Source organism: Paenibacillus sp. FSL E2-0177, from assembly GCF_037992975.1.
Taxonomy (GTDB): Bacteria; Bacillota; Bacilli; order Paenibacillales; family Paenibacillaceae; genus Paenibacillus_AQ; species Paenibacillus_AQ odorifer.
This window is the reverse complement of record NZ_CP150307.1, coordinates 3208514-3224228: the sequence shown is the minus strand read 5'-3', so window position 1 is coordinate 3224228 and position 15715 is coordinate 3208514. Positions and strand designations below refer to the sequence as shown.

Genomic DNA, 15715 nt, shown 5'->3' with positions numbered 1-15715 from the left:
AGTATAAACTGCAATGCGGTGTTCGGAAAACATCGGAACTAAAAAAAGAAAATGCCCATAGGCATCTTCTTTGGAGGTTTATCTTATATCGCTTTATCACGTGTGGCCATACATTGACCAATCAGCTTATCGCATTTATTGATGTGATTTATCAGCCAGTCTGTTAACGTTCGATTAAGCTTGATGGTTGAGAGTACGGATACTCCCTTTGTTTTGACCGTTTCTTCCAATTCGAGAACTGCCTTCACGAAATCAGCATGCGTCTGACGATGTTCAGCTAGTTCAGGGAAGTTGATCTCCTCCATCAGCTGCTCTTCATTACTGAAATGTTCAATCGTGTATTCTTTTAAGAATTTCAGTGTTTCCTCAATCTTTTCTTTCCCTTGCTGATTACTGCATGCTTCAAAGAATTCGTTCAATTTCGCTAACAACTGTCTGTGCTGGCAGTCAATTTTTTCTACACCGATATCATATGAATCTTTCCAAGCGATCATGAAATCACCATTCCGTTTCTTGAAAATTACATTTTAATTTTATTTTCCACCTTTCTCCACAAAAGAACTATTAACAACATCACAGGTGCTTATATTCAACCATTAGCTGTACATATGGCACCTATTGATAAATCTCTACTTCATCACGGGTTCGATATGTACAAGTACATTGGAAACTTGGTGCCGGTCTTTTAACTGTTCTTCAATTTCTTCCGTAATATCATGACTCTGCACTACACTTAGCTGAGAATCCACTAGCACAGTTGTGTCTACTAATACGTTATTCCCATGGATACGGGCTTTGATATCTTTTATGGATTGTACACCATCAATTTCTGCTACAGTTTCTTTCATATGTTCAAGCTCTTCCGCATCAAATCCGTCCGTCAGATCATGCGTAGCTTTGCTAAAGATATCCCATGCCGTCTTACAGATGATTAGTCCGACAATGATGGCTGTAAGCGGGTCAAGCCAAGGAACGCCCAAGGAGGAAGCCACAATTCCGATAAAAGTGCCCACGCTAACTATAGCATCTGATCGATTATCCAGTGCTACTGCCCGCATTGCGTTACTGTTAATGGCACGGGCCAGCCTAATATTATACATATAGACAGCCATCATAACTACAGCACAGCCCACTGCCGTCCACGCTGCTATGAGATCAGGACTTTCCAGTGCTGGTTGAATAAATTTGTTCACAGCTTGGTACAAAACTTGAAGCCCTACGGCAATCATAATGAATGAAGCAATTAATGAAGCCACGGTCTCCGCTCTAAAATGCCCGTAGCTGTGGTTCGAATCCGGCGGTCTTCTGGAAATCTTCAGGCCAATTAGTACCGCGATAGAAGCAATAATATCTGTACTGTTATTCAATCCATCTGCAAGCAACGCTTGAGATCCTGAGACCGTACCTATGAACAGCTTGATAGCTGATAAAAAGATATAAGCAACGATGCTTAGCCAAGCTCCTTTTTCGCCTTGTTTAATGTCGTTATAAGTTTCCAAAAAAAGAACCCCCAAAGAATAGTATTGTTCTATACTACACTTTGAGAATCGGGTGGGTCTAGAGAAACAGTGTTGCTACGGGGCGCAATAGTTCCCTCTGTCAAATAGAGTTGCAAGGTCGTAACTGTTTTGCAGGACGCAACATAGTTTGCCCCCGTTCAACTTTGCTTCCATTCTTCTGGAATAGTAACTTTTTGCTATTTTTATTGTCTAATTATAGTAATGACTAATTCAAAGGAGCGTGGAGTGATGATTCAGTCTTTGCCGAAGAAAATTGTTACATGTTTAGCTATAGGGAGTATTTTAATTCCAATAACAAACAGTGGATCAATGTCAGTCATTTCTGCAGAAAAAGCAATTGTAAGCCTAAGTAACACTTATTACAGTGAAGTCACAGCCCCGATCCTAAAACCTGTTTGGTCAGCACAACTCGCCATTTTAAAAAAAGACAGAATCACCGGACAGGACATTACAGCACTCGCGGAAAACGGAAAGATCTTTGCGTTGCAGCGCAATGAAAAATTAACCGCAATGAATGCGGCAACAGGCAAAAAAATATGGGAGTTCGGAAGTGGATTAGCGCCGCTATTCACGTACAGCAATGGATTTATCTACGGTCTGACCCAAAGCGGCTCCCTATATGCCGTTAATGAGGCAGGTCAAAAAGCATGGTCGGCTTCCATAACACTCCCCAAAGCTACAAATATACAGCGTTTAGGATCTACTATTTATGTTACTCAAGAGGAACAATTAGCAGCAGTTGACGCCGTAACCGGAAAGATCAAATGGAAGGCTGTAGAGAAAAGCAATAACTTTACAGGCTTATCAGAGGTCATGGAATCAGATGGGGTCGTTATTCGCAGCTATCTGTCTCAAGGGGCCTTAACAACTGCTGGACTCGCCGCTTATGACAGTCTGACAGGAAAAAAACTATGGGACCAGACCCGGCAGTGGATGCCGTTAGCAGTGAAGGATGGGCTCCTCTACTCTATCACGAATACATTTATGATGGATGATGACCCGGTAAATCGAAAAGTCAAAGTATCCGTGTTCAACATAAAGACAGGTGAATTAAAAGGAGAACGTTTATATAAATGGACAGATACCGAGAATAAAGATGGTGTGTACAGTTATAATGAGATGAATGGAAACGCGTTTTTGGATGGAAAGGACTTTTACATCTTTCAGGGCAGTAAGTTTGTGAAATATGATTTCTGGAATTATTCTGCAGAGGGTAAACCGGTGCAAACCTGGGCCTCGATGGTTAAAGAAAAAGACTCTCCATTGAACCAAGTTTATCAACAAAGAATGTTATTTCAAAATCAAGATAAAGGTACTTTATCCGCACTTAAGCTAGGAACCGGCCAGCTTGTCGACCTCAATATTGGAGAGAATCCAGTGGTACAGACGGATCTGTTCGGAAACGTGGTTTATAGTGGACAATCTGATGGCCTATTTCACGCTTATGACATGTTAACTCTAAAGCCTATTTTCACTGTGAACACAGGCTCTCGTAACTTTGCCCCTTCCCTTAAAACTGGAGGGATGCTGATGATTCGGACGGATAATAAGCTGCTCGCGATTAAACTTCCTACATCTATAAAATAAAAAAGCCTGATTTCTCAGGCTTTTGGGCTTCAATAACTTATTCAGCCGGAGCTGTAAAAGTACGTGCAGCAAACTCGGCATCCAGCATGTAGAAGGCGTTGCTATCTTTTTCAATTCGTTTCAGTTTACTGATGATGTTGCTAAAGAGTGCTTCTTCTTCTACTTGCTCGTCTATAAACCATTTCAAGAAATAAATCGTCGCATGTTCACGCTCATCCAGAGCAAGGTCAGCCAAATGATAGAACCGTTTAGTGTTCTGCTGTTCATGCGCGAAGGCATGTTCAAAAGCATCTAACATCGAGTTATATTCGTTCTTCGGCTCTGGCAGTGCTTCTAGCGTAGCACGGTTATCCCGGTCGTTAAGGAATTTATAAATCTTCATGGCATGGAACCGTTCTTCTTCGGCTTGAATTAGAAAAAAGTTTGCAAATCCATCCAGACTTTCGCCGGAACAATAAGCAGCCATCGCTAGATAAACATGAGCGGAATAAAACTCGAAATTCATCTGTTCATTAAGTGCTTGTACTAATCCATCTTTCATTGGACCGTCACCTCATTATTCAAATTTAATATGTAAATATTTAAGTTTATCTTATCACCGTGCTTCTAAGTCAGCAAGGATTCCTCTCCCAATATCTAATTTAGCTAACGAAAGGACGACTATTCAGATGATTAGATTCACCCGTCACAGCCTAAAGCCTAAGATTTCCGGTACACTCTTCATTATTGCAGCTATGGTGTCACTGTTCCTCATTGCTGGCTGTTCTAATAGCAGCAGTAATTCACAGTCCGAAGCTACCGATTCACCGACCTCCCAATCCACACCTGCACCAACCACCAGCTTGGCTCCCACCCCCTCAGCAGTCAGCGATCCAATTGCTCTTCAGGTTGCTGAGATGACTTTGGAAGAAAAAATCGGACAAATGCTCCTAGTTGGAATTGATGGAACTGTCCTTGATGAGCAAGCTAAAAAGATGATTACCGAAGACAAAATAGGTGGAATCATCCTCTATAAGGACAATATTAAAAGCCTGAAAGGGATGATCAGTCTTATCAATTCTATGAAAAAGAGTAACACTGGCAACCCTGCCCCACTATTCATGAGTGTTGATCAGGAGGGTGGAAAAGTCAGCCGGATGCCTAAAGAATATGCTACATTCCCTTCTAACGGAACAGTGGGTGCAAGTAATGACGCTGCTGCTGCCGAGAAAATGGGAAAGCTGCTCGCAAGAGAAGTACGTTCAGCCGGATTTAATATGAACTTTGCTCCCGTTCTCGATATCAATAGCAATCCAGACAATCCAGTCATCGGAGACCGGTCGTTCGGCAATGCTGCTGACCAAGTCATTCAACTAGGAATTGCCGAAATGAAGGGAATTGAGAGCGAAGGCGTCGTTCCTGTTGTCAAGCATTTCCCAGGACACGGAGATACTTCTGTCGACTCCCATCTGGATCTGCCGATTGTGAACAAAACAGCCGGTCAGCTAGCTGACTTAGAATGGCTCCCCTTCCAAGCAGCCATTAAAGAGGGGACGGACGCCGTAATGGTCGCTCATATTTTGTTTCCAAAATTAGATCCAGACAAACCTGCATCCTTATCGCGTACCATTATTGGTGAACAGCTTCGAGATGAAATGGGCTACCAAGGAATCGTAATTACAGACGATCTAACCATGGGAGCCATTATGAAGAACTACGATCTGACTACAGCAGCAGTAGATACTGTGAATGCAGGTAGTGATATTCTCCTTGTTGCTCACGGCTATGATAATGAAAAACGGGTCATGGACTCCCTCCTGCAAAACGTAAAAAACGGTAAGATTCAAGAAACACGGATTGATGAAAGCGTCTATCGGATCTTAGCCTTAAAAGCCAAATATAACCTTTCCGATGAGCAAATCCCGGTTCCTGATCTTACCGATCTTAATAAAGATATTAACGTTTGGCGTCAAACGATTGAGAAGTAAATCTAAGCGTTAGTCATTTTTACTGAAGAACAACAACATCTCCAACCTTCAACCCAGAGAGAATCTCTGTTTTGTCCGTAGTTTCCAGACCCACTTCGATATCTTTTCGTTCATATTGCCCGTCCCCTTTATCCAGCATAACGTAGGAGAGGTCTCCTTCATGCATTACAGCTATGCTGGATACAACGGTGGCATTTTCTTTGCGAACTGTTTCAATTTCTCCGTTTAAGCTTAAGCCACCGATCAAATGCTCGTCAGGCTGCAGCGTGATAACCACTTCGAATTGAGGAACCGAACTGGCAGTAGCATTCTGCCCTGAAGCTGTCTTTGCAAATTTCGCTACCTTCGTAACTTCTCCAGATAACTTCAAATCTTTTATAGCTGTCATTTTTACGTCGACCTTCATGCCTGTCTTTATACGGAAGACGTCTTGTTCACCTACAAGAGCAATGAATTCTAGCTTGTTCATATCTACTATTTTTCCGATATATTGATTATCTGTCACTGTTTGCGGAATTTCGCTTGCACTGTCAAATAAGAAAATGCCGGTTGCCGGAGCATAATAAAGTGCTGTTTTGAGTTTGGCTTTTTTCTCTGTTAATTCGCGTGCTTGTATTTCGGCATTGACCTGATTAAGCTCGTCCCCTAGCCGTGTTGCTTCTTGGGCTGTGAGTGCTTTAATGCGTTCTGCTTCAGTCGCACCAAGGGCTGCATTCTCCTCGTCTTGCTGGCTCACAAATGCATTCAGCTCTGCTTCCAGCTTTGCTTTACGGATGGTCGCCTCTTGTGTAGCAATCTCATTCTTCAAGGCTTCCTGATCGAGAGTAAACAGTAAATCACCTTTTTTGACCTGTCCACCGTTCTCAACCTTCCACTTTGTCACCTTTGAAGCATATGGAGCATAAACAAGCGTTTCTTTCTCATAATTAGAATTACCTTTAACTTGTATGGAATTGGTAATGGTCTCCTGTGTGACCTCAAAAGTTATGGCTTGTGGGGGTTCAACAGGCTCTAACTGCGCTTCAGGCTTATACATCTTACTATATAGAAAATAACCTGCTGCAATTATAATCAGTACCAATACAATCCACTTGATTCTCCTCTTCATCACTTTGGCTTCCTTTCAACTTAAAAATAGCTAATCCCGTTTAATCGCCGTGAGTGCATTCGTTCTGGATGCACTGATCGCCGGATAAATACCCGATAATACCCCTGTCATTACCGCAAATGCGATCCCTACCGGAAGAGTCATCAGAGGAATATAAATCACCAAAGGCTCGCCTCCACCCATTCCTGAAGAGTTACCGATGAGCTTATTAATTCCTAATACAATCAAGTATGAAAAGGCTATGCCGAGCAATCCGCCCAACATCCCGAGCAATGCCGCTTCTGTAATGAACATATTGCGGATCTGACCCATATTGGCACCTAACACTTTCATAATACCGATCTGCCGTCGTCGTTGATGAGTGGACATAGTCATCGCAACGATAATGGAGATCGAAGCAATAATCAGAATAAATACACCTATACCGAGAGCTGCTTTCTTGACCATGCTGAAGGTATCAGCGAGTGCCTCTTTTTGATACAAATTCGTGCTTGTTGTTAAGGTGAGTTTCTGAATAAGCTTCTCTAGTTCCACGATATTCTCAGTGCTGTCTACCTTTACAATCGCTGAGTTATAGACACCCTTTTGCCCAGCGGTTCCACTCGATAGCTTCATTTGTTCTACAAGCCGCTCGCCAGTCTCTAGTGACACATAGATCTTCTTGTCGTACATAGCCATATTCTCGTTCGTTCCACTCGGGTTGTCGAGGATTCCCACCACTTGAATCGGTGAGCTAACCAACATCCCTCCAGTTTGAGAGGCGGGATCAAAAGACTGTAATTGAACCTGCTGCTTGTACATATCTGTTGGAAGCATGCTTAAGCTGTTGTACTGTTCCATCAACTTATTGTTATATGGATCTGTACTCAGTTGTTCAAAAAGACGCTGCCGAGTTTCGTTATCAATCAGTCCAACGGTTGCACCATAGTTCAGTACAGCCATTCCTACCAAATCAGAAGCTCCGCCTTGTTTGAATTTCTTATCATATTTCGTTAACAAGCGTAGGTCCGTTCCAATAAGCTGTACATCTGTTATTTTATTATCGATAGTCAACATCTGTATGTACCCTAGCTCTTGAAAGGGAGCTGCTGCAGTTACATGCCGCAAGCCTTTAATAATCTCCAGCTTTTGCGCCGTCAGCCTGCCGGGATCAAGCTTTTCATTGGCCGCAGACGATCCGCTGCCACCGCTGCCTCCTCCTTGGGAGGGTATTCCTCCGTTGGGAGACACCGTAATTTCATCCATTTTGAAATTGCGGTTGATTTCCCGCTCCGTGTAGCTCTGTGCGGAGTCTCCTATACTTAATGCAACTATGATTGCAGCACATCCAATGGATATGCCAGCCATACAAAGACCTGTGACAACTTTCCGCCGTTTGACCTGTTCCCAAGCCAAGCGGGAAATATCACTAATCCTCAATGAGTATACCCCCTTCGAGTTCAGTATTCGAAGAAGTTTGGTTTTCAGTAATCATATATCCGTCCCGAAGCGTGAATATCCGCTGCATTTGCTCCGCGACTTTTAGCTCGTGAGTTACAACTATGAAGGTAGTCTTCATCTTCTTGTTCAGGTTAAGCAGGATATTGATAATTTCTTCTTCTGTCTTCGAATCTAGGTTTCCGGTTGGTTCATCTGCAAAGATAACAGATGGTTCCGTAATCAAGGAGCGTGCAATACTAACACGCTGCTGCTGTCCGCCAGACAGCTGGGAAGGGAACAAGTCGGCTTTATCAGGAATGCCGACTCCTTCCAACAATTCTAAAGCTTTTTGTTTACGTATAGAGGGTGCAACGGATTGAAAAACCAGCGGCAGCTCTACATTTTCACGGACTGTCATGCTAGTAATCAGCTCATAAGCTTGAAAGATAAACCCGATATTTTTTCTGCGAAATTCCGATAGCTTATTCTCACTCATCTTCACGATATCTTGATCGGCAATATAAATATGGCCTTCCGTAGGTTTCATTAGTCCTGCCATCAGATTGAGCATCGTTGACTTACCGGAACCCGAGCTCCCCAGCAGTGCTACCATCTCCCCCTCTTTCACAGAAAAGTCAATTTGATGAAGCACTGCTGTAGTTTCATTACCGTTTTTATAAGAATGCGTTACATTTTCCACTCGCAACATTGGAGCTGCTCCTCTTCGTACAATAATAGATATGAAATGCTATTTCTCAGTTACAACTGCTCTATCAATCTTGATGTTATAAGCTTGACTAGCCAGCTCGATCCGTTCGCCTTGGAATTCATCGTACAGCGTGATCCGGTAGGTTCCTCCTGACAAATTCTTATACATATTATTGCTAAAGCTTGCTGTATACGAGTTGTTGGTCCCTTCAAGAATATCGGTGCCAATGTTCAAGCTTCGTTCCTGAGATAGACCATATGGATCCGTCATTTTGAGAACCAGCTTATGCGTGAAGGTTCCCATATCATAGCTGCTGTCACGAAGAAGATTGTAATTCATAACTATATTTATAGAGTCACTGCCTTGTAGTGAGCGCCCTTCCGAACTTAGAACGGACATGGTATACGGATAAATAGCCACCTTCGTCAAGTTCTTCTCTGGTGGTGTGATGACCGGATTTAATGACAGTGATGCCATATTAATAAATCCAGTGGATTCCTGACCGGGTTCCGTCAGCTTATTCCCAGTAATCCCTGGCCCAAGGAACAGGCTTACATCAGAAGCATTAACAGCCTTCGGAACCTTAGCCCAAAAGGTGATTAATTGCTTACCGCCTGGAGTAGCAGACGTATCCGGCTGATTGGCTGTAGCTTCGAATAGCTGACCATCTCCCGTTTTGTAATAAGCTTGGAGGCGAGCCATTTTGCTTTGTCTTTTCTCTTCACTGCTCAGAAGCAGCTCTGTGTATACGAGATTGGAGTTAAGTCCTTCATAAATAATGGTTTTGTTCTCTTGCACTTTTGCGTTCTTGCCTTTACCAGAGATAACATAACTTCCTCCAGTTTCAATAGAAGCTACAGCGTTCATCATGCTGTTCGTAGTAACTGACAGGAACGAGCTTTTCTCTTCTTTTACCATAGAATAAAGATTTAATTTTAATTTATCGAACTCTTGTGTATAAGGAATTTTGGCAAACACATAGATTTCAGCGTTTTTACCGGGCCCAATCGTTGAAGTTTCCTTATCCATAAACAATTCCGTTGAAGATGACATGTCCTCATTGTCTACCTGAACAGCTCCCTTTAATTCCGGCAGGGACAAGGCAACCGATTGGGTATTCGTAATATTTAATCTGGCAACAACGATATCATCGTCTTTCCATGGAAAACGCTGCAAGGAAACTAAACTATAAGTAAACGTCCCATATTCATTTGTTGCTCTATATTCCATACCTTTCTGTATCTCAGGACGCAAGGTATAGGAGATCGTAAAGTAAGCAACCGGAACCGTTAGTTTAGCTGTGTTGCTCGTAGCGACATTGGTTCCACCAGTGCTTCCAGTTGCTGCACCTTCTCCAGTAGTTCCCGTTTCACTATTATCTGGAGCAGAAACAGCCTCAATCATCTGCAATTGCAGTGAATTCTGTTCTACCTCAAGGGGTACCTGTGCGGTAAGCGGGATGATTTTTTCCTCCAGCGGTTTTATGGTTAATCCGCTCAAGCCCTTAGAATTGATCGGAAAGGTTGTCCCCGTTGAGGATTTGACAGCAAGCTCATAAGAAGGTAACGTAACGGCTGTCTTTCCTGTATTCTTCACTCGCAGCTGAAAAGTCCAGAATCCCTTATTGTTCTCTGCGTATACGGTTGCGTTATTTAATTGGGTTTCAACCGTATTGTTATTGATGGTAATTTTCTTGATTACACCTTTGCCAACTACCAGATTTGGTGTAGTAGCCGCAGGCAGCTTGTACGAGGATTTGGCAATCTCCAGCTTCAGCGCCTCATCCTTTTGGGTGAATTGCAGTTTCATATTCTCCGTCTTCATATACGAAGGAATTTCTGTAAGATAATAAATGGTTTTTTTCTCTTGGGGCTGAATTTTATAACTAAGCTGAGAACGGTCAAGGGCTAATTCATACGAACTTCCCCCTGCCGAGACCAAATATGCTGCGTAACCAGGATCACTTAATACTTTGCTGCCTTTATTGGTCAAGCTTATGCCCACCTTGGCATAAACCTTTCCGCTGTATTTGTAGAGCTCCAAGGATTCACTTTTAGCAATAACCGGAATGTCATTCATTGTAGTGCTTACATTTTTTCCGTTTACAGCGGTTGGCGAATAGTTGGCGGGTATATTAAAAGTTCCTACTTGCTTGAGATACCCCTTGGTTTTGGAATCCCAAACGTACATTGGAATCTTGATACCTTTTAACGAATTTACCTGGCCGACATTAACATAATATGTAACGCGTAAGCTTTCGTTAGAACCCACTTTTTTCTTAGTAGCGTCCGCACTTAGTGGATTCCCTGGAATAACAGAGCCGCCAGAGGTCATAACTCTCGAAAAATAATACAGTAGGCTAGCACTTTTGCTGCTGCCATTCGAATAGTTAATTGTATAAGTTAAAATATTGCCTCCAGGCTGTGACCAAATATTTACATCTTCCAGTGTAGCTTTGATATTAGCTCCTAAAGAAACGGAACCCAGATTACTAGGAGCTGTTACAGTTGCAGCAGCTACCGCCGATTTTGGCTGAACAGAACTAACTGCAGCAGCCGAAGCGGTATGCCCTGTCAACTGGCTTATGACAAAGGTGCTTAAGAGTAAAACAACATATGTACTGCTATGCTTTCTCATTGACTTCCCTCCACGAGTATTTTACTAGAATTATTATAGTGGTTAGCACAGATCCAATTGTATCCATGTTGTAACTCTTACAGGTCTTTTGTAACCTATTTGTTCCAATTTGCATATATTCTGAAAATGATTCTATAATTTCAGTTGATTTTTCAAAGCTGCAATATCAGAAGCGGCAGGCTCGTCTTCTCCGTATCTAACTTTTTCATATATTTCAATCAATTGATCTGCTGCTAAAGAATCATCATCACCCTTACGTTTATGCTTGCTACGATCTCCCCATAGCAAAACATCCCTTTTTGTTTCCTGCGGCGTAAGATAACTTTTCATTTCATAACCGTTATCGCGCTTTATATTAAGCCACCGCCGATAAAGCCAACGGACACGTTCCTGCTCGCCATTCATCTGATCCCAGCGATCCTTACGATGTTTTGAAGGAAGACGAGAGCTCCAGAAATCCTTTAACCCTCGAACGGTTTGTTCCCAAGTAAAGACGCTTTTCTCCTCGTCAAGATATGCTGTATTATTCTTAGGGGTATGTTCCCTACGTAACATCGATAACAATGCATCTATGACTTTCCGCCACTTTTCTCCAGCATTTCTGTACAACCAGCGAAGTGCATAATAGGCTGCAAATCCCAATAATACCGCCGCCAAAATATAAAACCCGTATTCTAGTATAATAGCTAGCCAGCCACGCTTTTGCTCGCCAATTGGTGGTAACATCGGAGTTGCTGGCGGCAATTCTGCTGGCGGAGGCTCTGGTTCTTTTGTGCCAGAAAATAACTGATTAATAAAATTGAAAAATGAGCGTAAGAGTCTCCATACCAATGATCCTATAGCTTTACCGACACCTGCCGCTAGTACAGCTGCAATAACTCCAATCACAATGACATATATACGATTATTCCGTTGTATCCCTTTGGGCAGCGTTTCATTCTCTTCAGTAAGTGCGCTGTATCGTATATAGCTGCTATTAGAAATAAGTAAAGTCAGTATTAAATACAGACTGCCACACCAGGTCAATAACGGCACACTTGGCTCCAATTCAGGAACTCTATGAAACGCTATAGTTGCCACAAAATAGATTATTATACCTATCCAAAACATTCTGAATCTATTATTTCTAGAGTCTACCGTCATCCCTAAGAATGTACATATAATTCCAGCCACACCTAAGGGAAGGCTTTCGATGGATAAACTCCCTGAAGCCACACCTAATAATGCCCCGAGGATTAAGGCGGCAAGTAATTGCTTCCATCTTACATTGCAAAAATTGCGCAAAAGAATGCCTGCTAAAGCTAGTATAGGCAGCGCAATCAACCATATTTGTTCATCTTGTTGGGGCAACAAATAAATCTGAAATAGAACCCAAACCGGTAGAAATAGCAACAATTCAATAATAGACCACAACCAGAGTTTCACTGTTTCCCTTACATAGCCAGACAACGTAAGCTTCATGCGCTCTCTCTCCCTTGTTCCGGAATATCCAGCCATTCCACACCATTGCCTTGCTGCATTAGGAGATCCGTCGCCTTTTGCAATTCTGCTCCCCTATGGCAGCTTATGATTAGAAAGTCTGTGTCACTAATTCCACTCTCAACCTGCAATTCCAATAGTCGACTCATAGGAAGTGTTCTATCCAGCTTCAGCCTTGCCAGGAGCTCTAACATATCTTCGAGCTGAGCCATCGGCTCTGCTTCAATTGGATCTCTTTCGCCAGCATCGTCCAATCTGCCATTACAGATTAATCCGGTCTCAATTCCATGCTGCATTGCGTATTCAGCTATAGTCGCTGCATATCTTATTCCTTGCTCGATTCGTTCCACATCAGTCACCGTTCTCCACATGGAATCACTGTCCTCTATATTCAGACAGATGACGAGCCGGGAATCAGCCGTGTAATCTTTTTTATGAACCTGCATAACACCAGTACGTGCTGTAGCCTTCCAGTTTACCAATCCCATAGAATCTCCTGAGCTATATTCACGAATGCCAGCAGTCAGAAAAGGGTCTTCAACGATCCATCTTTTCACAGGAAGCTCACCCAGCCAGCTATGAATGGGCAATGGAAGCTCGTCTAGATTCAGCAGAACGGGATAGATCAACAACTCTAACTCGAGTGGATATGTTTTGTTTTTTCGAGTCAAACCAAATGGATCTCCCGTTGTCATAGTCACGGATTCTAAACGATATAAACCACGACGCTCACATGTCACTTGATGCCGTCTTTTAATATGACGATAAGATTTTAAATAGAATAAACTAATATGATTCTGAGAGATTTCTCCTGTACTAATCCCAAGATTATCCTGACTTCCAAATTCCAGACCTCTCGCAATACTAGACTCCAATCGGAGCCACGGCAAAGGAAGAAGCTTCGCATTAATGATCTCCTCGATCATCTCAATACGTTCTCCTTCATAAGCAGTCTTACTTGAAAAATAACGAGAATAACTAAGCGCTTTCAGACCATTCCGTTTATAAATGTCAGCAAGAAGTAACACCAACGCCACTGTAATGAAAATGAACCAAGGCAAAGCCATAGGTCATTCCACCTTTCCGCCTCTTAAGGACGTCACGGGTTCAGCAGGCACCTCAACTTCACGAAGCACTTGCAATACAATATCCGCGGCTTGTCCCTCTCTTGAGCCTAATCCCCGATGAAGCAGCAGACGATGTGCAAGCACGGAAACAGCCACGGCTTTGATATCATCCGGTGTTACATAGGATCTGCCTTGAATAAGTGCATATCCCTGAGCTGATCTAAGCAACGCGCCACTGGCACGTGGACTCGCACCCAGTTTTACTGCCGTAGATTTGCGTGTAGCTTCCGTTATCCGTACGATATAACCTAATAAATCATCACTGATACTTACCGATGCGGCTAAACGCTGTGCGGCTTGAATATCTTGTGCCGTTGCTACAGGAAAAGACTCTTCGAGCGGATTATTCTCACGAAAACGCTGCAAAATATGTATCCCTTCATCAAAGGTAGGATAACCCGTAGTAATCCGCATCAAAAATCGATCTAATTGAGCCTCAGGCAGTGGGAAGGTCCCTTGGTTGTCTATCGGATTCTGAGTAGCAATGACAAGAAACGGTGCTTCTAATCCGTGCGTTACCCCATCGATAGTAATTTGCCGTTCCTCCATACACTCCAGTAGGCTGGATTGGGTTCTAGGTGTTGCACGATTAATTTCGTCAGCCAGCAGTATATTAGCAAATACCGGACCTGGTCTGAACTGAAACTCTCCCGTCTTCTGATTGTAATAGTTGATCCCGCTTAAATCGGAAGGCAATAAATCCGGCGTAAATTGTATGCGCTTAAATGAACAATCCAATGATTTGGCAAGAACCTTTGCCAGCAAGGTTTTACCCGTACCAGGTACATCTTCCAGCAAGACATGTCCATTCGCAAGTAATGCGGTCAGCAGCAGGTCTACTCCCTCCTCTTTTCCTACAATGACTTTGGCAAGATTGGCCCTAATAGATTTGATAAGTTCAGTTACTTCTTGAAGATTCATGTGAATACACCATCCAATCTGAGGATAATTATGTAATAAGTGCTTTAATCATAACAGAAAGCGTACCCGATTTATAATTCACAAAAAAAGCACTGTCCGTAATTAGACAGCACCCGTCTTCCATTCGATTTTCATTTCGCAGTCTTATGCCGATATCGAAAAAAGGCTACAATCCCATAATAGATGGGTATGCTTTCAACGATTAGCCAAATGATCACAATGGCAAAGCTTTTGTAGTGTTCGTAATATCTGCCGACGTCGCGTGAATATAAGTATGCTATTGTCACTGAAGCCAGTGTTAAAAGGGGAACGTAAAATTTTTTACTATTAGTATTAAACAAACTTGCTACACATTTTGAAGCTACATAGATAAGGAAAGCGCTGTGAATAAACATCGAAGACGACCATATTCCAATCAAAAGCGGGTCAGTATTACCTAATAAATTATCTTCTTTTGAACTACGCACCATCTCAAGAAAAGGATATTGGAGTTGCTGGCCTAAATGTGGACCAAAACTCATCATTGTCAATAACCATCCTATTAAGACCGTAATTGAAACATAGAACTGCGCAAATACTAATCTTTTCATCATTTTCGCTTCAATTTTTAAATCAGGTGCAATGAACAAAAGCACAATCCATTCTCCAAACCATGACATGACCACAATAGAATCTTTCAGGGCGATTCCAGGATCATGATAATGAAAGAAAGCAGGTACCATATTAAAGTCCGCGTTTGGAAGGAATAAATTAAATAATATGATCACGGTAATAAAGAAAATAATAAATAATCCATCGGCCATATATGTAATTGTTGCAAATCCTAGACTTGCCGTGTACATGATTACGAGACCAACGACACACTGGATAAATAGAGGTGGAGTTCCTCTTAAATAATTCGAGCCGAAAAATAGTACGAAATTCTCTATATCGAAAGAAACATAATAAACACACCAGCATAGTAGGAGCAGAATCATAAATTTATGTGGCCATTTGCCAATGATCTCTTTTCCAAAGTGAACCCAAGCTTGATTAGGTCGCAGCTTACCAACATAGATTGTAAACCACAATAATATCAATCCTAATAAGGAGCCAACGATTAATGCAATCCAGCCTTGATAAGAGGAAGTAGCAATAATAGCTGGTATCAAAAAAATGGTGGTTTGTGAGCTAAAAAAAATGGTGATAAACCGGAACAGCTGCCACTTTGTTGTACGCATAACTTCTCCTTCCTCAGTTCT

General features: G+C 42.3%; 13 protein-coding genes. 2 read left to right on the top strand and 11 right to left on the bottom strand.

Annotated features, from left to right (window positions below):
* Positions 1–83 precede the first annotated feature (83 nt).
* The gene (locus MHI25_RS14510) at positions 84–494 is read right to left on the bottom strand and encodes a bacteriohemerythrin (RefSeq protein WP_051491008.1); all 411 of its coding nucleotides are present in this window, start codon (positions 492–494) and stop codon (positions 84–86) included.
* Between the two features lie 135 nt (positions 495–629).
* Complete coding sequence (locus MHI25_RS14505; protein ID WP_340395570.1) at positions 630–1499, bottom strand: cation diffusion facilitator family transporter; 870 nt, start codon at positions 1497–1499, stop codon at positions 630–632.
* 222 nt (positions 1500–1721) lie between these two features.
* Between MHI25_RS14505 and MHI25_RS14500 the strand changes: the two genes are divergently transcribed.
* A complete protein-coding gene (locus MHI25_RS14500; RefSeq protein ID WP_340395569.1) occupies positions 1722–3107 on the top strand; it encodes a PQQ-binding-like beta-propeller repeat protein in 1386 nt (461 codons plus the stop codon).
* Between the two features lie 37 nt (positions 3108–3144).
* Here the strand turns inward: MHI25_RS14500 and MHI25_RS14495 are convergent, their stop codons facing one another.
* Complete coding sequence (locus MHI25_RS14495; protein ID WP_076129328.1) at positions 3145–3648, bottom strand: ferritin; 504 nt, start codon at positions 3646–3648, stop codon at positions 3145–3147.
* Positions 3649–3775: 127 nt separating this feature from the next.
* On the opposite strand from MHI25_RS14495, the gene nagZ reads away from it, so the two are divergent.
* Entirely contained in the window at positions 3776–5074 is a 1299-nt protein-coding gene (gene nagZ / locus MHI25_RS14490; protein WP_340395568.1) for a beta-N-acetylhexosaminidase, read from the top strand.
* Between the two features lie 19 nt (positions 5075–5093).
* Here nagZ and MHI25_RS14485 read toward each other — a convergent pair whose 3' ends face one another.
* From MHI25_RS14485 to MHI25_RS14450, 8 genes are all read right to left on the bottom strand, one after another.
* On the bottom strand, positions 5094–6182 hold the full coding sequence (locus MHI25_RS14485) for an efflux RND transporter periplasmic adaptor subunit (protein ID WP_340395567.1): 1089 nt from the start codon (positions 6180–6182) through the stop codon (positions 5094–5096).
* 30 nt (positions 6183–6212) lie between these two features.
* Complete coding sequence (locus MHI25_RS14480; protein ID WP_175617373.1) at positions 6213–7601, bottom strand: ABC transporter permease; 1389 nt, start codon at positions 7599–7601, stop codon at positions 6213–6215.
* Entirely contained in the window at positions 7591–8310 is a 720-nt protein-coding gene (locus MHI25_RS14475) for an ABC transporter ATP-binding protein (RefSeq protein ID WP_076129325.1), read from the bottom strand. Before MHI25_RS14475 ends, MHI25_RS14480 begins: the two co-directional genes overlap by 11 nt.
* Before the next feature lie 39 nt (positions 8311–8349).
* Positions 8350–10947 (bottom strand): hypothetical protein, encoded by a 2598-nt coding sequence (locus MHI25_RS14470; RefSeq protein ID WP_248548192.1) that lies wholly within the window; start codon positions 10945–10947, stop codon positions 8350–8352.
* A 132-nt stretch (positions 10948–11079) separates the two neighbouring features.
* Positions 11080–12408 carry a hypothetical protein gene (locus MHI25_RS14465; RefSeq protein WP_339282072.1) on the bottom strand — a complete coding sequence of 443 codons (1329 nt, stop codon included), beginning with the start codon at positions 12406–12408 and terminating at the stop codon, positions 11080–11082.
* Positions 12405–13493 carry a DUF58 domain-containing protein gene (locus MHI25_RS14460; protein ID WP_076129323.1) on the bottom strand — a complete coding sequence of 363 codons (1089 nt, stop codon included), beginning with the start codon at positions 13491–13493 and terminating at the stop codon, positions 12405–12407. Before MHI25_RS14460 ends, MHI25_RS14465 begins: the two co-directional genes overlap by 4 nt.
* A 3-nt stretch (positions 13494–13496) precedes the next feature.
* Positions 13497–14474, bottom strand: a complete 978-nt coding sequence (locus tag MHI25_RS14455) for a MoxR family ATPase (protein WP_076217909.1) — start codon at positions 14472–14474, stop codon at positions 13497–13499.
* Positions 14475–14605: 131 nt separating this feature from the next.
* Positions 14606–15694, bottom strand: coding sequence for a GerAB/ArcD/ProY family transporter (locus MHI25_RS14450; RefSeq protein WP_076185951.1), 1089 nt, complete (start codon positions 15692–15694; stop codon positions 14606–14608).
* Between the last annotated feature and the right edge of the window lie 21 nt (positions 15695–15715).